We start from the raw sequence: 23,749 nt of genomic DNA, 5'->3' as shown, positions 1-23,749 counted from the left end.
ACCATTTATGCGGTTGCTTTAGTTTCAGAGGTTTGTGCAGTTGGAATTTTTAATGATTTTCCCTGCGCCAGCAGTTCGGAAGTAATGGCGCGCGTGTAAGTTTTAATCTCATTCTGAAAATCAGTGACAGATGCACCTGAACGAATCTCTTCCAAACGTTTTTCCCATGTTCCTGTAAGTTCGGCCTGGGCTATCTGTTGGTTTTTTACTACCTCATAAACGGCAATACCAGTGGGAGTAGGCACCAGGTTTTTCTTTTCCCTGATGATATAATTGCGTTTTAGCAGGGTTTCAATGATGGCTGCCCTTGTTGCCGGCGTACCCAAACCGCTGTCTTTCATGGCATAGCGAAGTTCTTCATCGTCAATTTCTTTGCCTGCTGTTTCCAGCGCCTTCAGTAAGGTAGCCTCGTTATACAACGGTCGGGGTTTGGTTTGCTTTTCGAGGAGGGCTTTGGCTGTTATGGGCAGGTTTTCACCCTGGGTTACTTTTGGTAGCGTGGCGTTTTCTTCGTCTTTTTTATCGTCTTCTTTATCGTTGAACACAGAACGCCAACCTGCAGTATGGATCACCGTACCACTGGCGTTGAACTTTGCGCCAGATTGTACCACAATTTTGGTTACCTCTTTAATACAATCCTGATGAAATGCTTCCAGCATTCTGCCTGCTACCATATCATAAACAGCCTGCTGATCGGGTGAAAGCTGGTGCGGGTTTTCGCCGGTAGTGAGTACGGCGTGGTGATCGGTTACTTTTTTAGCATTTACACTTCGTTTATTCAATGTGGCACTGCCCAGTGCAATGGCCTGTTTGCCAAAAAGCGGGTGCTGTTCCAGTTTTGCAATTAGTGCCGGCACACCTGCAAAAACGTCATCGCCTATATAGCGGCTGCCGGTACGCGGATAGGTAACCAACTTATTTTCGTACAGGTTTTGGAGGATGGTAAGGGTTTGGTCGGCAGTAAAGCCTTTACGTTTGTTGGCCTCCTGTTGAAGACTGCTCAAATCATGCAATAGCGGAGGTGGTTCTTTACGCGGTTTTGCTTCCACCTGTAAAATGTGGCCGCCTTGCGGAAAGCCGCCCTCAACATCCTGTACCTGGTCAAGCACAGCTTGCGCTTCTTCCTTTGTTTTATAATTTTCGGAAGATATGGCTTTAAATACCTGCCCGTCTTTATCGGGATGAATACTTACCTGGTAAAATGTTTCGGGTACAAAGTTTTTATTTTCAAGATACCGCGAACAGATCATGGCAAGGGTAGGGGTTTGCACCCTGCCCAGGGACAGTACGGCACCACGAATCCCCGATGAAAGGCTTAGTGCCTGCGTGGCGTTCATCCCCACTAACCAATCTGACTGCGACCGGCAGTGAGCCGAATTGAAGAGTGTGTCATAATCACTGCCTGGTTTCAGGTTGCGAAAACCTTCTTTTATAGCCTCATCAGTTTGGGATGAGATCCAAAGTCTTTTAAAAGGCTTTTTGCACTTTAAATAATAGTAAATGTAACGAAAGATGAGTTCTCCCTCGCGCCCGGCATCCGTTGCAACAATGATCTCAGTGGCTTCGTCAAATAGTTTTTGAATAGTATCCAGTTGTTTTTTTACCGAAGGATCATCTATCAGTCCATCTTTGGTTTTTACCTTACGGATAGAAAGTTTAAACTTTGGAGGCAGCATAGGCAGGTGCTGAACGCTCCAGCCATAATAACCATATTCCTGCGGTGCAGCAAGCTGTAACAGGTGACCGAAAGCCCAGGTAAAGGTGAAACCTTTGCCTTCAATATAGCCATCCTTTTTGGTGGTTGCTCCAAAAACTTTTGCAATTTCCCTGGCTACAGATGGTTTTTCGGCTATAATTACTTTCATAAATCCTGCTCTCTCAACGTTGATTCATACCAACGCGCGCTGATACGGGCGTCGAAAGTATGAATTTAGTGATGGCGGTGCAAGGTTTGTTGGTAACATTATGCCACCCGGCTCGCCGGATAGTATTTTAAATATCGTTAGTGACAGCCAGTAATTCTTTATCAACGCCTGCAATTATTTCTTTGAATGCGGGTTCGGCATAGATATAACCCTCAAGCAGTTTAAACTGGTTTTTAGCGCGAATTAAATTATGGCCTTCGTATTGTGCCCCGTAGTAAACATCATTATTTAAAAAATCGGTTAAAAAGCGGAGCCCTTGCATATAGATCATCAGTTTACCCGAAAAAATGAAGTATTGCTTTTCGGTTTCGGTAAGAATACTCCCCATTTCGCTCATGTACCCTTTATATATAGCCTTAAAGAAATCGGTTCTGATTACAATCTTATCCAAATCTTTTTCTTCCTCGTTAGCCGGTGATAAATAGGTGCGCATCATATCGCCAACGTCACTTAAGTAATAACCAGGCATTACTGTATCCAAGTCAACAAGGCAAAGCGCATTTTGATCTTGATCGAACAATACATTGTTTATTTTGGTATCGTGATGGATTACGCGTAGCTTAATTTCCTCGTTTGCAGTAAACTGGTTATAGGTATGCAGTATTTCTACATAGCCGCGGGCTTTTTTTATTTCGTTGGATGCTTGTTTTAGTTTTTCATCGGATGCTGTTTGAAGTGCTTGTTCAAACTGCTCAGAGCGTAATTTCAGGTTATGAAAATCGGTAAGCGTGTATTCAAGTTTGCTGATATCAAAATGGTTTAACAGCCTGGTAAAACGGCCAAATTGTACGGCGGCACTATAAGCTTCTTTAGTGTCCTGCAAAAAATTTACCGTATGCGAACCTTCAATAAAGGGAAACAACCTGTAATACTTGCCATCAGCAGCTTGAATGATGGACTTCCCTGTTTGGCTTTTTAACGGTGCTACAAAAAGGTATTGAGGATTGGTTTCATCAAGGTATTGTTTTATCAGTACCAGGTTATTGTCGATATGATTGGGGTGTTTGAAAACAGAATCGTTGATTTGCTGAAGGATGTAAGCCTGGTTAATACTACTTATTTTATAAGTATGGTTTATCAAACCCGAGCCAAAAGGCTGGATATCATGTTCAGAAACGTTTAATCCAAAATTTATAAGGATATCATTAAACATATTATAGGTATTAACTCATCAAACATAGCTAATTGAAAAGCGATAGCCATGCGCAAACGTTTGAGTGTTTTTTGTTTGGATTTATTTTTTGTTTTCAACCAGTTGCGATTCAATGATAACCTTATAAAAGGCGCTTGGTTCATTGCTTCCGGTATCCTGGTGATGCAGGAGGTCCATCAGTATATCGGTTGCTTTTTGCCCCTGTAAATAAGGAAATTGTTCAACCGAGGCAGCAGGAATATTCTCCATATAATGGATAAGCGGTAAATTGGCATAACTTACAAACTCAAGATCTTTATTGATCCTGATGTTTAATTTAGTTGCATGTTTAATAGCAAAAAGCGCCACATAATCATTAAACGTTACTATTGCGGTTGGTTTGCGTTTGCTGGCTAATAATTCATCCAATGCTTTTTTTGTTCCTTCTTCGGTCAAATCGCACGAAACTATAAGCGAAGGGTCATACTTAAGCCTGTTTTTGGTCATGGCTTTGATGTAACCTTCTTTACGTTCGCCGGTGGCAACCATGGTTTGCGGCCCGTTGATCATACCAATTGCGCGGTGACCCTTTTTTAAAAGATAGCTAACTGCTTCGATAGTGCCGATTTCCATGTTGCAAGCCACATAATGGATATTAGGGATAGACGGGATCCTGTCGAAGTAAACTACAGGGATATTATATTTCTTTAAGTTTTCAAAGTGTTGATAGGATGAGGTGTTTTTCCCCACCGATACAAGCAGCCCATCAACCCGGTGATTTTTCATTTTTTCAACCAGTTGCTTTTCTTTTTGCTCATCGTCATGTGATTGTGCCAGCAGTACCGTATAATTTTTTTTGTAGGCAGTGTCTTCAATAGCACTTATCGCCGATGAGAAAAAGGCTTCCGAGAGCTCGGGTAAAATAACACCGATGGTAAGTGTTTTGCCTTTTTGCAAAAAAATGGCAGTTTGATTAGGCTCATAATTTAATTCGCCGGCCAGTTTCTTAACTTTTGCCCTCGTGGTTAGCCCTATGCTTGGATGGTCATGCAGGGCCCTTGACACAGTGGACACTGAGATGCCTAATATTTGCGCTATCTCTTTTATAGTAGTTGGCTTTGTTTGCATTAATGATGAGCTAATGTTGTTTTTATAGTTAAAGTTAAGCGATTATTATCAAATTATGGCCGTTTTGGGCTCAATTGCAAACGTTTGCGTTGCGTTTTGCGTTTATGATAACTAATTTATAAACCTTACTCAGCTGTTATTGGTGAGATTTGAATATCGGCCTTTCCGCATTTGAAATCATCTGTTTTAATCACAGATGCACCTGGCTGTGATGAAGATTCTGAACAAATAAAGGCTACTGAAGTGATGCTTGCCTCCATTTTTTGAAAAGGAAGTTATATGTAGTAAATGCCTGCTAATCAATTAATGCCAATAAAAGGATAATTATGGCCATTTTTCAAACGTTTGCGTTGAAAATTGCACGGTTTATTTTTTATTAAAGCCATTAATGCGATTACATTTATGAAACCGTACCAGCTTGATAAGCCAATGATTAAGAAAACGACCATATTTTATCTCTCGCTATTATTTATTACGATCAGTAGCAAATTTGCTATCGCGCAAAACACACGTATCGACGTAAGCAAATTGCGTCATATAATTCCGCTTGGCGGCAACGCCTGGGTAAGTGCGCCAGATACAATTACTGATGAAGGCTTAATTGGTCTGAAAAGCCCAAAATCAACTGCTGATATTTATTTCAGACTTAGCGTTCCGCAGGATATTCAGCTTGCGCTGGTGGTACGGGTTCCGCAAGGTAGTAGTGCGTTACAACTATCAACAGGGAAAAATACGTTCACTAAAAAACTAAGCAACACTACATTTGATACCATAAGCATCGGAAAGGTACATATTACCAACCCCGGCTATATAAAGGTAAGTTTAAAAGGGATCAACAAAACCGGTGCTGTTTATGCAGATGTATCTGACCTGGTAGTTACCCTGCAAAAAACGGATAGCGATATTGCTTATGTTACAAAAGGCAGCTCGTTTCATTTTGGCAGGAGGGGCCCGTCGGTGCATTTACGTTATCCTGTGGCTGCAGATAAGGAGAATAAAGTAAAATGGTTTTATAATGAGATCATAGTACCCAAAGGACAGGACGTAATAGGTTCATACTTTATGGCCGATGGTTTTGGCGAGGGATATTTCGGTATGCAGGTAAATTCGGCAACCGAACGCCGTGTATTATTTTCGGTATGGAGCCCCTTTAATACCGAAGATCCTAAAAGCATACCCGATAGCATGCGTATTAAACTTGTTAAACACGGCAGTAATGTACACATCGGCGAGTTTGGCAATGAAGGATCTGGCGGCCAAAGCTATATGCGCTTTCCCTGGAAAGCCGGGCAAGCCTACGCCTTTTTGCTTGGTGCCGAGCCGGATAATGCAAAACATACAACTACTTATACTGCATACTTTAAAGATGTAGCTGCAGATAAATGGTTTCTGGTAGCGAGCTTTACCCGCCCGCAAAAGGCCACTTACTTAACACATTTGTATTCGTTTGTGGAAAATTTTGAACCCGAAAACGGTGATAAGATCCGCAAGGCTTTTTTTACCAACCAGTGGATAGGAGACAGCGAAAATAACTGGCTGGAGCTTACGCATGCTATTTATACCGGCGATGCTACGGCTAATGCCAACTATCGTAAGGATTATGCAGGAGGAAAAGAAGGCGATAAGTTCTTCCTTCAGAATGGCGGTTTCTTTAATAATTATGTCCCGCTTAAAACTCCCTACGATCGCAGCGCAACAAAGCAAAAACCTTTAATTGAATTTGAAAAACTCCCTAATAAATAAGCCCCAAAAACCTCAAAATTATATATGGAAAGAAGACAATTTTTGAAAACCAGCGCAATAGCGGCAGCCGGTTTTAGCATTTTACCTTCGGGAAGCCTGTTTGCTTCGGCTCCTGCAAAAGTCCGTTTAGGTTACATTGGCGTAGGTGCCCGTGGTATGAGCCATATTGCCGAAGGCTTGCTTCGTGATGATGTGGAGATCGTAGCCATTTGCGATACGCAGGAAAGTTCACTGAAAATTTGCCGCGAATACATCGCCAAAAAAGGCCATGCGCCCGTAAAGGAATACACCGGCGGACTGGATGCCTACAAAAAACTGCTTGATCATAAAGATATCGATGCGGTAATTATTGCTACGCCGTGGCAGTTTCACCATTCGCAGGCCATTGATGCCATGAAAGCCGGTAAATACGTAGGTTGCGAGGTGATTGCAGGTCTTACGGTAGAAGATCATTGGGATATTGTGCGTACATCTGAAAAAACAGGGATGCCGTACATGACGCTCGAGAACGTTTGCTATCGTCGTGATGTGATGGCTGCTTTGAACATGGCACGCCAGGATCTGTTTGGCGAAATCCTGCATTTGGAAGGCGGATATCAGCACAATTTAAGAGGTGTATTATTCAATGACGGCAAGCATTATTACGGAGGCGGCGTTGAGTTTGGCCCTAAAGCTTTGAGCGAAGCGCAATGGCGAACGCAATTCAATATTGATGTGGATGGCGATATCTACCCAACACATGGCGCTGGTCCGTGTATGCACTATGCCAATATCAATGCCGGTAACCGTTTTACCAACCTGGTGTCATTCAGTTCAAAAGCCCGCGGTTTGGCGGCCTATGTAGAGGAACTATCTCCGGGCCACCCGAATGCTAAGATCAATTATAAAAACGGTGATGTTACTACCACCATGATCAACTGCGCCAATGGCGAGACCGTAATGCTGAGCCATGACACTCACCTGCCTCGCCCGTATTCATTAGGCTTCAGGGTGCAGGGTACTAAAGGTTTGTGGATGGATGTAAACCAAAGCGTGTACATCGACCATAAATCAAAGGAAGACGATTCATGGGACCCTGCAAAAGAATGGTTTGATAAATATGACCACCCGCTTTGGAAAAAATACGAAAAGTTTGCCGAAGGCGCCGGTCACGGAGGTATGGACTGGTTTGTGTTTAACGCTTTCGTAGAGTCGGTTAAGCAAAAACGTCAAACACCTATTGATGTTTATGACTCTGTTACCATGAGTGTAATTACACCTTTATCAACCAGATCATTAAAAGAAGGTAACGCCAGTGTGGAGTTCCCTGATTTTACCAAAGGCAAATGGAAGGAGCGTAAAAATACCTTCGCGCTTGATGATAGCGGCTTTTAATTATCGTTTATATTTTTTGCATGTTCTATGTTTAGCCTGGCCAAAATCCGGGCTTTACTTTTTTAACGTAATAGCCAAAATACATGTCATTGAGTAACCACCAGGGAATCCCTGAGAAAAACCATGGTGACGCGTAAAATATATTTTAAGGATGTTGCGCGGGGGCCGCGAGGGATTGCAGTGAAAAGCCCGCAGCGAGCGCTGGGTTTGTGCGCGGGCAAGGCGAGGACTTGTAACGGAAAGCCCGGGCCGAAGGCAACGCCCATGTTATAAAAATCGATCAAAAAACATGCTTAATAATCAATAACTTACGATTGCGTCATTATAAGCCAACGTGGCAATCGCACGGAAGCAGGCCGCTCTGTATAGCATGCGATTGCCACGCTGCGCTCGCAATGACATAATTTTTTTTCAACCTGCTCATAATCAAATTCTTTGATCGTTAGCCCTAAATACGCCGATTGCGTAAAATTAATTCCTGATTCCTCATAATAAAGGCTTGTTTAACACTTCTAATAACCTCAATTATTGCCAATTATCACCGCAAATTACTTTGAGTCAAACGTTTGCGTAGGCTTGTTTTAGGTCAAAGCAAACGTTTGCGCTGTGTTTGGAGGGGCGATTTTTTGCTTTCAAAATCCGGTATCTCTAATTTCCAATATTCAAAAACAGGGCTAAATCGCAACAGAAAACTAACAATTAATTAATACTAACACCACCACGTATGATTAAAATTTACTCAAACCCCGATCAGGGCTTCAGCAAACACATTTATTTAAGGAGGCAGATCAACGGCCTTTTTAAATTGATGTGCTGTTGCCTGCTACTATTATTGCCGGTACTTGCCAATGCGCAAACAGTAATCAACGGTAGCGTAAAAGATAAAGACGGTCCGGTAATTGGCGCTACCGTTACCCAAAAAGGTGCTAAAAATACCACTACAACTGATGTTAATGGTAAGTTTAAAATTACATTAAAAGGTAATTCAACAATATTGGTTGTTTCTTATGTAGGGTATAAACCACAGGAAGTATCAATTAGCGGTTCCTCTGACGTAACTATTACTTTGCAGGAAGACCTCAACAAACTGAATGAAGTAGTAGTAGTAGGTTACGGTACCGTTAAAAAAGGCGACCTTACCGGGTCCATCAGTTCAATCAAAAGTGATAACCTCACGCTTGGCGGTACTACATCTAACATCGGCCAGGCTATTCAGGGTAAAGCAGCCGGTGTACAGGTACAACAGGCCAGCTTTGCGCCAGGCTCTGGAATCAATATCACCGTAAGGGGTGGTAACTCCATCAATACTTCTACAGCGCCGCTGTATGTGGTTGACGGTTTCATTAGTGAAGCCGGTAGCCAGGTAAACCCTAACGATATTGAAGACATCCAGGTGCTGAAAGATGCATCTGCAACTGCCATCTATGGTTCAAGAGGTGGTAATGGTGTTGTTTTGATCACTACCAAAAAAGGAAAAAATGGTAAAGTATCTTTAGATGCTGATATATCTGGCGGTACGCAATATTTAACATATAAGCCCAACCTGTTAACCGGTCAGCAGTATACTGATATCCAAAATGCTACCGCTCTTGAAGATGGCAAGCCTCAACCTTATCCATCAAGTTTCCAGGTGGCCAATACCAACTGGTTAAAACTGGCAACCCGCAATGCTACAGTTCAAAATCAAAGCCTCAGCTTAAGCGCAGGCGACCAGAACTCAAAATTATATATCGCCGGTAACCACATTAAACAGGTAGGTGTACTGCAACATACCGGTTTTGAAAGGTATACCGCAAGAATAGGCGCCGAAAAAACGGTGAATGAAAACATTAAAATCAGCGGTAACTTCTATGGTGCAAATTCAACCTCAACTTTACAATCATACTCAGGCGATATCACCGCACCTTTGTTTAGCTTATTGACTGCACCACCAAACGTGGCACCTTATAATGCTGATGGCACATACAATTATTACGTTACCCAGGGTACCAAAACCAACGCATTAGCAGGTTTGCTGGAGCCAACAAATAACAGTGGCAATAAATTGATCAATGCCAATGTTGGTTTGGATTATAAGATCATCAATGGGTTAACTTACCATCTTACAGCTGGTACGGAGTTTAATCAAACCACTACAGGCCAATACCTGCCATCAACAACAATTGCAGGCGCAAAACAGGGTGGTGTGGCAGCAGAGCAGATCTATTCAAACTTCAGGTGGATTGCTGAAAACTATTTGACTTATAAGTTCAATATTAAAAAAGACCACGATTTTACTGTATTGTTAGGTACGTCAAACCAAAAAGATGTTGCCGAATCATTACTTTCCGGCGCAAAAGGTTTTTCAACTGATGCGTTCCTTTATTATAATTTAAATGCAGGATCATTAAGTAATGGTTACGGAAGCAGCAAAGCGGAGGCTTTTCTTACCTCGTACTTCACAAGGTTAAATTATGCCTATAAGGATAAGATCCTTGCGTCATTCTCTTATCGTGATGACCGCTCATCGCAGTTTGGTTCAAACAAGCGTTCTGGCTTTTTCCCGGCTGGTGCTGTGGCTTATAAATTAACTGATGAAGATTTTGTAAAAGATCTGAATACTTTTTCTAATTTAAAAGCCCGTGTCAGCTACGGTGTTACCGGTAACGACCGTATCCCTGCAAGTTTATATCTTGCAACGTTTGGGCCCTACAGCACAGTGCTTAACGGAAGCGGCCAGCTACAACCAGGTATCGAGCCCAAAAATCTTGCAAACCCTAACCTGCAATGGGAGGCAACAAGACAATTGGATATTGGTTTAGATATGGGCTTTGCTAATGGCCGTATCAACGCAAGTATCGATTATTACAGTAAAAAAACTACCGACCTGCTTATCCAGGTACCGATTGGGGCACAATGGGGCGCTACTAATGGAACACAATGGATCAATGGCGGTGCTATCCAAAACAGGGGTATTGAGCTTTCGGTAAATACCAGCAACCTGCGCAGCAAAGACCTGTCATGGAATACTACAGTGACATTTGCTTACAACAAACAAAAGGCGTTAGATTTAGGTCCGGGGGTTACAATAATAAGCACTAATACCGCCAACCCAAGCGGTACCGTTTCGGGCCAGGAGTTTACAAGGGTTGTACCAGGTATTGAGCTTGGTGAGCTGTATGGGTATGTATACCAGGGTGTTATAAAAACAGGGGAAAGCTATGCCCCGCAACCAAATTCAAAAGCAGGCGACCCTAAATACAAAGATGTTAATGGCGATGGTGTAATTACTCCGGCCGACCGTACTTACCTGGGCAACTCAAACCCACATTACATGGCCGGTTTTGGTAACGATTTTCATTACAAAGGCATCGATCTGGGTATATTTTTCCAGGGAGCATTTGATTACTACCTGTACAATATGAACAACATGGTATTGGAATCAACAACCGGAGCAGCTGCATTGAACAGGTTTGTTGCAGGTAAAAACGAAAATACATCTATCCCGCGTGAAGGTTATTACCTGAGCACCTATGGTAGCTACGTAAACTCACGTTTTGTTGAAAATGCCTCTTATGTGCGTTTGAAATCGCTTACGCTGGCATACAACTTCCCGGCCTCGTTATTTCAAAATATGAAAATTTTACAAGGCATCAGGATTTATGCCGAAGCGCAAAACCTGTGGACCATTACCGGTTATAAAGGTACCGACCCGGAAGCAAACGTACATGCCGATGACACTGGCGCACACCCTGGCCAGGTTCCGATCCGGTCTGCTCTTGGAGGTGGTTTAGATTTTAACTCCTTCCCGGCATTTAAAACGGTAACGTTCGGTATTAAGGCATCTATCCATTAATGAATTATCCATTTAAGGGATCAACAAAATTTAAATCAAATGAAAAAATATAATATTCTACTCCTTGCAGCTACGGTTATTACACAATTTTCGTGTAACAAATCCAGCCTTGAACCTAAAATATACAGTAGCTTAACAAGCCAAAATGCATTTCTTACCAAGTCTGACGCTATTGCGGCCGTGAACGCGGTTTATGCCCGTCTGAAAGGTCCGTCTGTTGGTGATAACTTCGACTATTGGACAGTAAGGCACTTCGCCCTTACCGATTTAACCACCGATGTAGGCCACTGTAGCTACGCTGGCGACCCTGGGCAATTATCACTGGTGCAGTGGAACTCGGCCAATGGTTTGATAGCTGAGGATTACAAGCAGATCTATAAGCTGGTAGCCAATGCCAATAACGCTATCTACAATATCGGGGCAATGAAGAGTATCACAGATGCTCAGAAAAATCAGTTTTTAGCCGAAATGAAATTTTTACGTGCAATTGCTTATTCTGATCTTACCGACGCCTGGGGGCCGGTGATCTTGAATACCGAAAAAGATGTAGCCAATCCTGATTATAAGGCCCAGACTGCGCCAAGTCCTGTTGCGGATGTTGATGCGCTGATGATCAGCGATCTGCAAAATGCAATCAATGTGCTGCCTACAGATTATACCAAAAGCGATATCTATACAACCAATGATGTTGGCCGCGCTACCAAGGGGGCAGCGATGTTCCTGCTGGCCAAAATCTATCTGCGTGAGCACCAATGGCAAAAGGCTGCTGATTTGACTAAACAGGTAATAGATTTAGGAATTTACCAGTTATATCCAACCTACGAGGGTTTGTTTAAAGAATCTAATACATGGTGCTCTGAAAATATCTTTTCGGTATTAAGCGATGCTAATGTTAATGGAACAGAGTTATTGAACCACTTTGGTCCGCTGAGCCATCCGGTGTTAACCGACAGGTGGCAATACTATGCTGTAACCTGGGATTTTTACAACAGCTACGGCGATGAGGACGATCGCAAGAAAATGTTCTTTACTCAATACCAGGGTGTTGACGGGCTGACGCACAAACAAGCTCCTTCGCAGGGCGCTACCGCTCCGGATGGCGTATTATATATGCCGGACGTTGCAACCATGAAGTATGCCGATCCAAACGGTGCTAACACTTACTATGATGGTCATAGTGTTGATGTTTTACGCTATGCAGATGTATTATTGAGCCGCGCCGAAGCTTTAAACGAGTTAGGCGGGCCAACTGCCGAGGCTGTTTCATTGGTAAACCAGGTTAAAGGCAGGGCACACGCCAAGTTATTGGTACAAGCTAACCTTACCCAGGCAACTTTCCGCGATGCTTTATTACAGGAACGTGGCTGGGAGCTGTATTATGAAGGCAAAAGAAGGGCCGACCTGAAACGTTTTGGAAAATATGATGTGGTCGTGAATGCTTACTTAAAACGTATTGGCCAAACCAATACCGTACAGTTGCCGCGCGACGAGTATTTCCCGTATCCGCTTAACCAGGTTAACATTAACCCTAACCTGAATAATTCGGGCAGACAACAATAAGCATACAATTTAAATATTGGTAAAGAATATACAGCCTTTAAAAAGTTGTATATTCTTTACTGTTTAACCGGTATTACAAAATTTAGTGATGAAGCATTGGTTTAAAGTCTTAGCGGCGGGGTTATTAGTTTCAATCATCTGTGGTTGTTCGGGCGGTAACCTGGTAAAAGAAATTCATATAGGTTTGTACAACAACAACGAGTTAAAGATTAAGCTTGATGTTATGACCAGCAAGCCTGTTGATCTGTACGCCGAATACTGGATAGAAGGTAAGCAGCCGGTAAAATACCGGTCGACCACCACCGGCAACGGCACATCGTATAAGCTTGTACTCTGCAATATTTTGCCTGATACCACTTACTCATATCATATCGTAACTGTAGATGGTGGCGATACGGTTGTGAGCAAACCCCATACCTTTAAATCGCACCAGTTACCACTGTTTTTGCAGGAGCAATTTAATGCAAAAGTTGCCGCGAAAGCCACCTTGCCAGCACAGTTCAATGATGGTTTAATGCTTATCAATAAACGTTATGCGCCCGGTGTGGCGTTTTTGGTTGATGCTAAAGGACAGATCAGGTGGTACCACATGATTGATAGGCTGGGATTTAAGGTGATCAACTTTACAAAGGATAAAACCTTGCTTTCTATTTTAGGCCGCAACGACGAACCTACAAGTTACGGCAGCGAGATTTTGGAGATCAATATGCTGGGCGATACTTTGCTCCACCTCACCAAAGGGCAAGGCGATTTTAAGCAAACCATTCATCACGAAATACTGAAGAATGATAAAGGCCAGCTGGTAACCATTTTTGTTGATAAAAAAATCATGGACCTCACATCTGTTGGAGGTAGTAAACAGGATACCGTTAACGGAGATGGCATTATGGTGATGGATAAAACCGGTAAGCAGCTTTATAAATGGAGCGTGTTTGATGTAATGGATCCGCTGAAAGATCCGAAGATCCTGAAAACCAAAAAAGACTGGATGCATGCCAACAGTTTAAATTATGATGTTGATGGCAATTATCTGATGTCGTTTTATAACAACGGGCAGATCTGGAAGATTGATGCCCATAATGGTAAAGTGATTTACAAATTTGGCAAGGGCGGTACTATTGCCATGCCTGCCGATTGCAACTTTACCCAAGCCCATGCCGCCCACATCAATAAGCAGGGAAACCTCATGTTTTTTGACAACGGGGTAGAGAAACACCAGTCGGGGGTGTATGCAATGAAAATTGACGAAAAAAATCAAACATCAACCATTGCCATGCACATTAAACTACCTAAAGAAATTTTTAACGGCCGTATGGGCAGTGCCTATATGATTAATGATACAACCACATTGGTATGTTGCTCCAAAAGGCACATTGTGGTGCTGGCAAACAATAAAGGCGTTTTACAATGGACGATGGAAACATCGGTACCCACTTACCGTGCCGGTTTTATCAAATACGAACAACTTGATCCATTTTTAAAACCATAGATCATTAAAAATGAAAAAGAAATATCAATATATAACTTTCCTGTTGCTATTATTTGCTTTGGCTAACGCGACGCAATTAGTATCATGCAGCGGCAGCAGGGCCGAAGAGGCGGATAAAGTTGATTCGGCAGCCGTGAATAACTTGGTTGCTGTGGATACCTCCAAAATGCCCGGCGGTAAATACGGTGATGCTGTGCGTTACGGCCGGGAACTGATGTTGCATACTGCCTATTATATAGGTCCCGAAGGAATTAACGGTCATTATACCGGCAACAAAATGAACTGTACCAATTGCCACCGCGATGCAGGCACAAGGCCATACGCTTTTAATCTGGTAAGGTCATTTCGTGATTATCCACAGTATAGGGCAAGAGAGGGCAGGATTTTATCTTTGGCCGAGCGCATCAACAATTGTGTAATGCGCCCTAACCTGGGCAAACCGCTGCCATTGGATGGCAAAGAGATGATCTCGATCATGGCTTACCTGAAGTTTTTGAGCGATTCGTCAAATGTTTCTAAAACCACGAAAGGTTTAAAAAACATGGAGGTCGAGCTGCCGGATGTAGCGGCTTCATCAGACAGGGGCGAGGTTCTGTACGCTCAAAATTGTGAGCGATGCCATGCTAAAAACGGCGAAGGTAAAATGCGTTTTGATAATGTAAGCTATGAATATCCGCCGGTATGGGGATTATTGGCCTATCGTCCGGGTTCAAGTATGCACCGTGTGGTTAAATTAGCGCAATGGTTAAAGGGTAACATGCCTTATGATAAAACCGCCGAAGGCAAACCGTTCCTGACCGATGCCCAGGCGCTTGATATTGCAGCTTTTGTAAACGACGATAAAAAACACAAACGTCCGTTGCCTAAAACCACCAAAGAGGTTGATTATCCGCATTACGAAGAAAAAGCGATTGATTATGATAAAGGGCCTTTTAAAGATCCTTTTTCAGAAGAACAGCATAAATATGGGCCATATAAACCGATAATTGACTATTGGGAAGGAAAGGGGATTACTCCGGCTATTTAAAATAAGTGACCGTTCGATTGGTTGCACGGATGCAGAAAGCGTGGGATAGCGCGATTCCCTCCCTTGGGAGAGTGTAGGGAGGGGTTTCTACGATAGGCTTATTTTAGTTTGCATAGCGCAAAACCCCTCCCCGCCACCGCGCGGTCCGAACGCACCCCTCCCAGGGGAGGGAATAAAAAATCTTCCAAAAAGATATTATAAAAAGACTGACTAAATTTATTTCATGAAAAAACAATTTTTAGCTATCACTTTTCTTTTAACCGGCTTCGCGGCATCGGCACAAAAAGTACCTTATACCAATTGCGAAAAATGCTGGCTGGCCGATTCATTAGGCAACCATCGTGTGGTATTAACTTTTAACGGCACAGGTAAAGTGGCTAAAGCCGTGATCAATTGGAGACGCAGGGATAATGAGCCCGAAAACAAGCGGATCATTATTGAGGATGCTAAAACCAAACAAAAAATTACTAACGTAAAAATCGGCTTAATAAACCGTGAAAGCGGCGAGCTGTATTTTGAGCCAACATCGGGCAAGGGCGCTTATTTTGTGTATTACATGCCTTATAAAAATGAGGGGCGCTCAAACTATCCTAAAGGTGTTTACCTTAAACCAGAAAATACAGCTTCGATTGAATGGCTTAATACCATAAATGGTAAAGCTCCTTTAGCTTCGGTAAAAGAATTTCAGTCGATAGATGCTTTTAACAGTTTTTATCCGATGGAGGTAATTGCTACCAAAGCAGAGACTGAGGCATTGCTGAATATGCATAAGTCTGAAGCATTTTTAGTTTTTCCGGAAGATAGAATGAATTCCATCCGAATGACTAAAGATCTGCCGCAACGCTGGATAGAGCTTGGTCCACGAACAGCATTTACCGGTGAAGCAGCCCGCGGAGAAAACTTTGCATTTCAGCTTGGTATTTATGCGTTGCAGAATATCGAAAATGTGCAGGTAACATTCAGTGACCTTAAATCAGCCACTGGTAAGGTTATTCCGGCTTCGGCACTGTTTTGCATCAATACCGGAGGTACTACATACGATGCTAAACCGCTTACTAAAGTAGTAAACGTAACCAAAGGTGATATCCAGGCCTTATGGTGCGGAATTGATGTGCCCGCGGCCATTTTACCTTCAGTTTATACAGGTAAAGCCACAATCAGCATTGGCGGAAAGCCGACAAAAACAATTGCTTTATCTATAAAAGTAACTACCAAAGTATCGAAAGACGGCGGTGTAAGCGAGCCTTATAAAATGACTCGCCTTGGTTGGTTAAACTCAACCATGGCACAGCAAAATACCGTTATTGCACCGTATACCCCGCTTGAGGTAAATGGTAATACAGTAAGTCTGTTAGGCCGTAAAGTAGAAGTAAACAAGGATGGTTTCCCAAAACAGATCCAAACTTATTTTACCCCTGAAATGACGGAGTATGCCGCAGCTCCGAATAACCTGCTTACAGAAGGTATCCACTTTCATTTTATTGACGCCGCCGGGAAAAAGATAAACCTGAAAAGCCAGGGTGTGCAATTCACCAAAAAAGAAGCAGGTACTGTGCAGTGGACGGCAGTAAGCGCCAATGATAGCCTGCAGATGGACGTAATTGCTTCATTAGAATTTGATGGTTTCATGGCTTACACGGTAAAGGTAAAAGCCTTGCATGACGTTAGCCTGAAAGATATTACCATGCACATTCCTTTTAAAAAGGATTTTGCCAAATACATGATGGGCCTTGGCCAAAAAGGCGGCTACCGTCCCGAAAACTTTGAATGGAAGTGGGATGTAGCCCATAAAAACCAGGATGGCGCCTGGATAGGGAATGTGAACGGTGGTTTGCAGTATTCATTAAGAGATGAAAAATATGTTCGTCCGCTGAATACCAATTTTTATCTGCAAAAACCTTTATTGCTGCCTACCTCATGGGGCAATGATAATAAAGGTGGCATTAAAGTGGCCTTTGATGGTAAAGCGGTGCTGGCTAATAACTACAGCGGCGAGCGTGATCTGAAAAAAGGGGATGAGCTGTATTATAACTTTACCCTGCTGGTAACGCCTTTCCATACTATCAATACCGATTTTCAGTGGGCTACGAGGTTCTATCATTCATACAAACCTATTGATACTATCAAAAGTGCAGGTGCAACGCTTATCAATATCCACCATGCCACGGCTATAAATCCTACTATTAATTATCCTTTCATCGCCTGGCAAAAAATGAAAGCCTATGATGATTCGGCACATGCGGCGGGGCTAAAGGTGAAGATCTACAATACCATCCGTGAGCTATCAAATCATGCATACGAAACATTTGCTTTACGCAGTTTGGGGCATGAAATTTATTCGCCGGGTAAGGGCGGAGGTTTTAGCTGGTTGCAGGAGCATGTGGGAGATGATTACATAGCTGCATGGTTTGTACCCGAGATTAAAGACGCGGCCATCATTAACAGCGGCATGAACCGCTGGCATAACTACTATGTAGAGGGAATGAACTGGCTAACCCAAAACATAGGTATCGACGGTATTTACCTGGACGATGTGGCTTTTGACCGTGTTACCATGAAACGCATCAAACGCGTACTGACCAAAGATGGTCACCCGGGGATTATTGATCTGCACTCTGCTAATCAATACAATAAAAGCGATGGGTTTAATAACAGCGCCAACCTGTACATGGAGCATTTTCCTTACCTCAACCGTTTGTGGTTTGGCGAGTATTTCGACTACGAAAAAAACGATCCTGATTTCTTCCTGACCGAAGTAAGCGGTATACCGTTTGGTTTAATGGGGGAGATGCTGCAAGGCGGAGGTAATAAATGGCGTGGTATGGTTTACGGGATGACCAACCGTATGCCATGGAGCGATGGTGCCGATCCGCGCCCGATTTGGAAAGCCTGGGATAATTTTGGCATGAAAGGCACAAAAATGATTGGTTACTGGGTTGATGATAATCCGGTGAAAACCGATAAGGTCAAAGTGATAGCAACTGTTTACCAAAAGAATGGTGCGGCAATGGTAGCCGTTGCCAGTTGGGAAGATGCTGATACCGATTTTCAATTAAATATCGACTGGAAAAAATTGGGCGTCGATCCTGCCAAAGCAACTATTACTGCTCCCGAAATTAAAAGCTTTCAGCCGGGCAAAACATTTGGCTTGAATGACAGGATTCCGGTTGAAAAAGGTAAAGGCTGGCTGTTGATCATTAAATAACACGGTAATGAATAAAAAATGGTTTATCGCCGTATGCCTTTGCGTTGGCGGCCTGAAAGTATTTGCCCAGCAAACGGCAAATGTGCGTGAGTATACTAAGGCTATTACCACTTATCCTTTTTCGGATCCTAACCCGATACCGGCATTCACCAATATTTATCCATATTTCCGTTATGACGGGTTTACGGATAAACCGGTGCAAAAGGATTGGAAAATAGTCGAGTTGGAAAACGCGTACATCAGGTTAACCATTTTACCTCAGATTGGCGGCAAAATTTGGTCGGCCATTGAAAAATCGACAGGTAAGCCAATTGTTTATGAAAACCATGTAGTGAAATTCAGGGATATCGCCATGCGTGGGCCCTGGACAAGCGGCGGCATCGAGCCTAATTATGGTATCATCGGGCATACACCAAATTCGGTTACTCCGGTCGACTACCTGACCCGTACAAATGCCGATAGTAGCGTAAGCTGTTTTATCAGCGTACTCGATCTGCTTACCAACACCACCTGGACAATGGAAGTAAATCTTCCGGCAGATAAGGCTTACTTTACGACCAAATCTTTCTGGCATAACTCAACACCACTTGAACAGCCTTATTACCACTGGATGAATACCGGGATCAAAACCAGTGGTAAACTTGAATATATTTTCCCCGGCACCAAATACCTCGGTCACCAGGGCGAGTATGCCGACTGGCCTGTCAATAAACAGAACGGGAAGGACCTTGCCTTTTATGATAATAACAATTTTGGCGGGTATAAATCATACCATGTGTTTGGCAAATACACCGATTTTTTTGGCGCTTACTGGCATAACGATGATTTTGGTATGGCTAGGTATGGTGGTCATGAGGATAAAGCAGGTAAAAAGATCTGGATCTGGGGACTGTCAGATCAGGGCATGATCTGGGAAAAACAGCTTACTGATAGCGATGGTCAATATTCCGAAATTCAATCGGGTAGGTTATTTAACCAAACTGCCGTTAAAAGTACTTTTACACCTTTCAAACACAAAGGCTTTGCCCCGGGCTCATCAGATACCTGGACGGAATACTGGTACCCTGTATTGAAAACTAAAGGCTTTGTACAGACCAATAACTATGGCGCGCTGAACGTCAAATCCGGCGGCGGCTGGATAAGACTTTATTTTAACCCGGTTCAAAAAATAGCCGATACGCTGAAGGTAAAGCAGGGCGATAAAGTGATCTACAGCAAAAAAGTAACATTACAGCCGCTTCAATTATTTGCCGATTCGGTTAAGGCAGATGCTGGAGATATGCTGGTAACTTTGGGTGGTAATAAACTGATCTATAATTCAAACCCCGAAGCTGATAACCTCAGTCGCCCGGTTGATTTGCCGAAAGATTTTGACTGGAACAGCGCCTATGGCCTATATACCCAGGGCAGGGAGTTTATGGATCAAAAAATGTACCCCGAAGCTGAAGAAAAACTGCAGGCAGCATTAAAAAAAGATCCATACCTTTTACCTGCGTTGGTGCAGTCGGCCGCATTAATGTGCCGTGATATGCGTTATGCCGAAGCTTTGGTCTTTGCCAAAACTGCGTTAAGCATCAATACTAATGATGGTGCTGCAAACTACTATTATGGCACTATCAATGCGCAGCTGGGTAATGTGACTGATGCTAAAGATGGTTTTGATATGGCCGGTTTATCGGTTGAATACCGCAATGCTGCTTACTCAGCTTTAGGTAGTTTATATCTAAAAGAAAAGAACGATATAAAGGCTCTCGAGTTTGCTTCAAAGGCGCTGGATTTTAATCGTTTAGATATTTCTTCATTACAGGTACAGGCTGTAGCTTACCGTCATTCGAACGATAATAAGAATGCTGCAAAGGTTTTAGATACGATATTGACTTATGAACCGCTTAATCATTTTGCCCAGTTTGAGCAATATTTGGCACAGCCATCCGAGGCTAATAAAACAGCCTTTACAGCCATGATCCGAAATGAACAGCCCATTGAAAGTTACTTTGATCTGGCGGATTGGTATTATAAAAATGGCTGTTTGAGCGAAAGTGAAAAGGTTTTACAGCTTTCACCGGTTAATGCACTGGTGTATTACAAGCTTGCATTTTTGCAAAGTAAGGCTGGCAGACCTTTCAATGAATTTTTAAAGAAAGCCAATGCGGCAACGGCTGCATTTGTGTTCCCTTTCCGCAACAGCGATGAAGAGGTGTTGCAATGGGCTATGCAACAAAGCAATAACTGGAAGCCAAAGTATTTCCTGGCGCTGCTTTATAAAGACCGTAATCGTATTGATGAGAGCAAAAAACTATTTGCTGAATGCGGCAACCTGCCCGATTTTGTACCTTTTTATGCGGCAAGAGCTGCCATCGAAACAGGCGACGATGTCCTGGCCGATCTAAACACGGCAGCCAAGCTTGATAAAGGCTGGCGCTACAACAAGTTGCTTGGCGAGTATTATGTTAATAATAAGCAATATGCCAAAGCATTAATCACCGTTGAGCCGTTTTATAGATCGCATCCCGATAATTACATCATAGGCATGTTATACGCCAAAACATTGCTGCTCAATAAGCGCTATAGAGAATGCGGCAAGCTTTTATCGGGGATTGATATTTTACCGTTTGAAGGCGCAACTATTGGCCGTGAGTTGTACAGGGAAACCGAATTAATGCAGGCGGTTCAAAAACTTGATGCTAAAAACTATAATGCTGCTTTAACTTATATAACCGAAGCTAAAAAATGGCCGGCAAATCTCGGCGTAGGTAAGCCTTATGTCGAAAATATCGATGAGCGTCTGGAAGACTGGATGAGTTATCTGTGTTATAAAAAAATGGGCAACACTGATGAAGCTGCACAGTATCTGCAAAAAATAACTGCCTTTAAACCTCAAATTGATAATACGGTAAGTAATTTCCTTTCGGCTAATCACTTGGTTAGTGCCTGGGCTATTGAAAAATTAGATAGCAACGCGGCGGCGATTAATTGGTTAAATGCTGAAGTCAAGAAATACCCTGATGATAAAGTGATCAAATGGTGCAAGGAGGTTTATGAAAGCAAGGCCTTTAAAGAAAGCGATGTAAGTGATGCAAGCATTAGGATATTGGAACATTTGATGTAATCATCTCAACTGTTTAGCGAATGCCGATGGCCTGATCTTAGTTAACTGGTAAAATATAGCGCTAAAGGCAGATAAGCTGTTATAGCCCAATTTGTAGGCGATCTCGCTCATGGACATATCAGTTTGAAGCATCAGCTCAATGGATTTAACCATTTTTAGTAGCTTAAAATACTGCAAAAATGAAGTGTGCAGGGTTGATTGAAACAGGCGCGAAAGTGTCCTTTCGCTGAAACCGGTTTCTTCGCTAACAGATGATAGGGTTAAAGGTTCAAAAGCATTTTCATTCATATAATCCAATACCGGGTGCATCCGGGGATTATCGGTAGTGGGCAGCGCTACAGGTAATGCTTTTTTGCTAATCTCTGGTAGTATCGCTTTTATTCCCGCTAAAAAATGAAATGCCTGTTCATCGGGGTGTACATCACCGTTCCACCGTTCGGAGTAAATAAGCATCTGTAATAATAAATTGTTGATAGGGTAGATGCCGCCTTTCGTGTAAAAAGGGTTACTATCATCATCGTGCCAGTAAAAATACACCGTACGCGTAACTGCAGATTTATGCATCTCCACAAAATGCATCATACCACCCGGAATCCACACATAGTGCCTTGCTGGTATCACTAAAGTTTTATCGGTTAGGTGGATGTATGCGATCCCGCCTTCAATATAAATCAACTGTCCTTTTTTGTGGCTGTGGTTTGGGAAGTTTCGTTCTGTTTTCCAGTTAATTACATAAACTGATTCAGGATGTTTATCTATATCCCTGAAAAAGTTTTCGGCAGTAACCGCATCTATGTTTTGGCTGGAATGAATAAGCATTTGGCAAATTTAAATAAAATAAGCTTTTAACAACTACCGAACTTTGTGCTATTAAATCACCATGAACTTTAATAGTAAATTTTATCTGGCCTTGTTGCCAGTTTTGTTGTTGGGCATTTCAATAAAAGCACAACAACCCATAGCTGATACCCGCAAAAACCTTCCTTTAACCATAGCACAGGTTTGGCAAAAAGCAGCCATTAACAGCAAAGCCGTTCAAATTAAGCAATTACGTGTAACAAGCAGTGCGGAAGCCGTTAAAGATGCCAAAGCCGAACGTTTGCCCGAGATTGGCATTAACGGCGAATATGCCCGGGTAAGCAATATGCCGGTTTACGAAAACGGCATTTTTAATACGCCAACTCAATTTCCGGTTTTGCACACTACCTATACCGTGGGTGGAGAGGCTTATTTAAACATTTACAACGGGAATAAAACCAATTTGGAGATCGACGCCCGTAAACGTGAGCATAATATAGCCGGCGAACAGCAAAAATTAACCGTATCTGAAGTGAAGCTACGTGCCGCGGCTTATTACCTCGATATGCAACGTAGTATCATATTTAAAGATCTGCTGCTGAAAGATATCGCAGCGCAGGAAAAACAGCTTTTACAAATCAAAACACTCCAAAAAAATGGTGTGGTATTAAAGAGCGATGTGCTGAGGGCCGAGTTAAAACTCTCCAAACAAAAACTCTCGTTGGTTCAATTAGATAATGACCTCGCGATAGCCAATCAAAAGTTGAACATCCTGATAGGCTTGCCCGATGAGCAACGTGTTGTCCCTGTTGAAGCGGTGCAACTGGACACCACGGGAAAGGAAACTTACGATGAGTATTTAACTGATGCGGGAAAGAATGCTTATCAGCTTAAGATATCCGAACAGGAAACAGAGCTAAGCAAACTGAAATTGAAGAATGTAAAGGCAAACATATCGCCTAAAGTAGGTTTGTTTGCGGCTTATAATTATAGCTACCCCCAAATCCTGTTTTATCCATATTCGCCGAGTTTATACGGTTTGGGTTTTGCCGGTGTAAAAGCTTCGTTTTCTATTTCATCATTTTATCATAACAGCCATAAAGTAAAAGTGGCAAGGCTCGATCTGGAAAGCCAGGAAATTGAGCATGCCCAAACAGAGGATGGTATCCGTCAGCAGGTAAACGAAGCCTGGCTCAGGTATAAAGAAGCGTTAAACAGGGTGGATGTAAGCAAAACCAATGTACAGCAAGCTACCGAAAACAGGCGAATTGTGAACAATACTTACTTTAACCAGCTTTCGCTGATAACTGACCTGCTTGATGCGGATACGCAGTTATTACAGACCCGCTTTGATCTGGCTGCTGCCAGGATAGCCGCTCAACTTCAATATTATCAATTACAAAACGTAACCGGGAAACTTTAAT

At 42.7% G+C, this 23,749-nt stretch carries 13 protein-coding genes; 9 read left to right on the top strand and 4 right to left on the bottom strand.

Annotation, left to right across the window (positions count from 1 at the left end):
- Positions 1–5 precede the first annotated feature (5 nt).
- The 3 genes from AC59JO_RS25795 to AC59JO_RS25785 form a co-directional block, all read right to left on the bottom strand.
- Positions 6–1,865, bottom strand: a complete 1,860-nt coding sequence (locus tag AC59JO_RS25795; protein WP_413668488.1) for a DNA topoisomerase 3 — start codon at positions 1,863–1,865, stop codon at positions 6–8.
- A gap of 127 nt (positions 1,866–1,992) precedes the next feature.
- Positions 1,993–3,078 (bottom strand): phosphotransferase enzyme family protein, encoded by a 1,086-nt coding sequence (locus AC59JO_RS25790; protein ID WP_413668487.1) that lies wholly within the window; start codon positions 3,076–3,078, stop codon positions 1,993–1,995.
- Positions 3,079–3,159: 81 nt separating this feature from the next.
- The gene (locus AC59JO_RS25785; protein ID WP_413668486.1) at positions 3,160–4,185 is read right to left on the bottom strand and encodes a LacI family DNA-binding transcriptional regulator; all 1,026 of its coding nucleotides are present in this window, start codon (positions 4,183–4,185) and stop codon (positions 3,160–3,162) included.
- Between the two features lie 402 nt (positions 4,186–4,587).
- On the opposite strand from AC59JO_RS25785, the gene AC59JO_RS25780 reads away from it, so the two are divergent.
- The 8 genes from AC59JO_RS25780 (at position 4,588) to AC59JO_RS25745 (ending at position 21,527) form a co-directional block, all read left to right on the top strand.
- Complete coding sequence (locus tag AC59JO_RS25780) at positions 4,588–5,928, top strand: DUF3472 domain-containing protein (protein WP_413668485.1); 1,341 nt, start codon at positions 4,588–4,590, stop codon at positions 5,926–5,928.
- A gap of 24 nt (positions 5,929–5,952) precedes the next feature.
- A complete protein-coding gene (locus AC59JO_RS25775; protein ID WP_413668484.1) occupies positions 5,953–7,302 on the top strand; it encodes a Gfo/Idh/MocA family protein in 1,350 nt (449 codons plus the stop codon).
- 724 nt (positions 7,303–8,026) lie between these two features.
- Positions 8,027–11,137, top strand: a complete 3,111-nt coding sequence (locus tag AC59JO_RS25770) for a SusC/RagA family TonB-linked outer membrane protein (RefSeq protein ID WP_497309092.1) — start codon at positions 8,027–8,029, stop codon at positions 11,135–11,137.
- A 39-nt stretch (positions 11,138–11,176) separates the two neighbouring features.
- Positions 11,177–12,697, top strand: coding sequence for a RagB/SusD family nutrient uptake outer membrane protein (locus AC59JO_RS25765; RefSeq protein WP_497309090.1), 1,521 nt, complete (start codon positions 11,177–11,179; stop codon positions 12,695–12,697).
- An 88-nt stretch (positions 12,698–12,785) separates the two neighbouring features.
- Positions 12,786–14,186 (top strand): aryl-sulfate sulfotransferase, encoded by a 1,401-nt coding sequence (locus AC59JO_RS25760; RefSeq protein WP_497309088.1) that lies wholly within the window; start codon positions 12,786–12,788, stop codon positions 14,184–14,186.
- A 10-nt stretch (positions 14,187–14,196) separates the two neighbouring features.
- Positions 14,197–15,213 carry a c-type cytochrome gene (locus AC59JO_RS25755; protein WP_497309086.1) on the top strand — a complete coding sequence of 339 codons (1,017 nt, stop codon included), beginning with the start codon at positions 14,197–14,199 and terminating at the stop codon, positions 15,211–15,213.
- A gap of 223 nt (positions 15,214–15,436) precedes the next feature.
- Positions 15,437–18,418 (top strand): glycoside hydrolase domain-containing protein, encoded by a 2,982-nt coding sequence (locus tag AC59JO_RS25750; protein ID WP_497309084.1) that lies wholly within the window; start codon positions 15,437–15,439, stop codon positions 18,416–18,418.
- 7 nt (positions 18,419–18,425) lie between these two features.
- A complete protein-coding gene (locus AC59JO_RS25745; protein WP_413668478.1) occupies positions 18,426–21,527 on the top strand; it encodes a DUF5107 domain-containing protein in 3,102 nt (1,033 codons plus the stop codon).
- On the opposite strand, the gene AC59JO_RS25740 is transcribed toward AC59JO_RS25745, so the two are convergent.
- Positions 21,528–22,346 (bottom strand): helix-turn-helix transcriptional regulator, encoded by an 819-nt coding sequence (locus AC59JO_RS25740; RefSeq protein WP_413668477.1) that lies wholly within the window; start codon positions 22,344–22,346, stop codon positions 21,528–21,530.
- 61 nt (positions 22,347–22,407) lie between these two features.
- Here AC59JO_RS25740 and AC59JO_RS25735 point away from each other — a divergent pair, with 61 nt between their 5' ends.
- Complete coding sequence (locus AC59JO_RS25735; protein WP_413668476.1) at positions 22,408–23,748, top strand: TolC family protein; 1,341 nt, start codon at positions 22,408–22,410, stop codon at positions 23,746–23,748.
- Position 23,749: the final 1 nt, after the last annotated feature.

Source organism: Mucilaginibacter sp. A5337 (genome assembly GCF_059690695.1).
Note: the sequence above shows the minus strand (reverse complement) of the source record. Positions and strands in the feature narration are given on the sequence as shown.

Excerpts from the sequence above, each read along its gene's own strand:
- AC59JO_RS25795 (WP_413668488.1), bottom strand. The coding sequence starts at position 1,865 with ATGAAAGTAATTATAGCCGAAAAACCATCTGTAGCCAGGGAAATTGCA.
- AC59JO_RS25790 (WP_413668487.1), bottom strand. The coding sequence starts at position 3,078 with ATGTTTAATGATATCCTTATAAATTTTGGATTAAACGTTTCTGAACAT.
- AC59JO_RS25785 (WP_413668486.1), bottom strand. The coding sequence starts at position 4,185 with ATGCAAACAAAGCCAACTACTATAAAAGAGATAGCGCAAATATTAGGC.
- AC59JO_RS25780 (WP_413668485.1), top strand. The coding sequence starts at position 4,588 with ATGAAACCGTACCAGCTTGATAAGCCAATGATTAAGAAAACGACCATA.
- AC59JO_RS25775 (WP_413668484.1), top strand. The coding sequence starts at position 5,953 with ATGGAAAGAAGACAATTTTTGAAAACCAGCGCAATAGCGGCAGCCGGT.
- AC59JO_RS25770 (WP_497309092.1), top strand. The coding sequence starts at position 8,027 with ATGATTAAAATTTACTCAAACCCCGATCAGGGCTTCAGCAAACACATT.
- AC59JO_RS25765 (WP_497309090.1), top strand. The coding sequence starts at position 11,177 with ATGAAAAAATATAATATTCTACTCCTTGCAGCTACGGTTATTACACAA.
- AC59JO_RS25760 (WP_497309088.1), top strand. The coding sequence starts at position 12,786 with ATGAAGCATTGGTTTAAAGTCTTAGCGGCGGGGTTATTAGTTTCAATC.
- AC59JO_RS25755 (WP_497309086.1), top strand. The coding sequence starts at position 14,197 with ATGAAAAAGAAATATCAATATATAACTTTCCTGTTGCTATTATTTGCT.
- AC59JO_RS25750 (WP_497309084.1), top strand. The coding sequence starts at position 15,437 with ATGAAAAAACAATTTTTAGCTATCACTTTTCTTTTAACCGGCTTCGCG.
- AC59JO_RS25745 (WP_413668478.1), top strand. The coding sequence starts at position 18,426 with ATGAATAAAAAATGGTTTATCGCCGTATGCCTTTGCGTTGGCGGCCTG.
- AC59JO_RS25740 (WP_413668477.1), bottom strand. The coding sequence starts at position 22,346 with ATGCTTATTCATTCCAGCCAAAACATAGATGCGGTTACTGCCGAAAAC.
- AC59JO_RS25735 (WP_413668476.1), top strand. The coding sequence starts at position 22,408 with ATGAACTTTAATAGTAAATTTTATCTGGCCTTGTTGCCAGTTTTGTTG.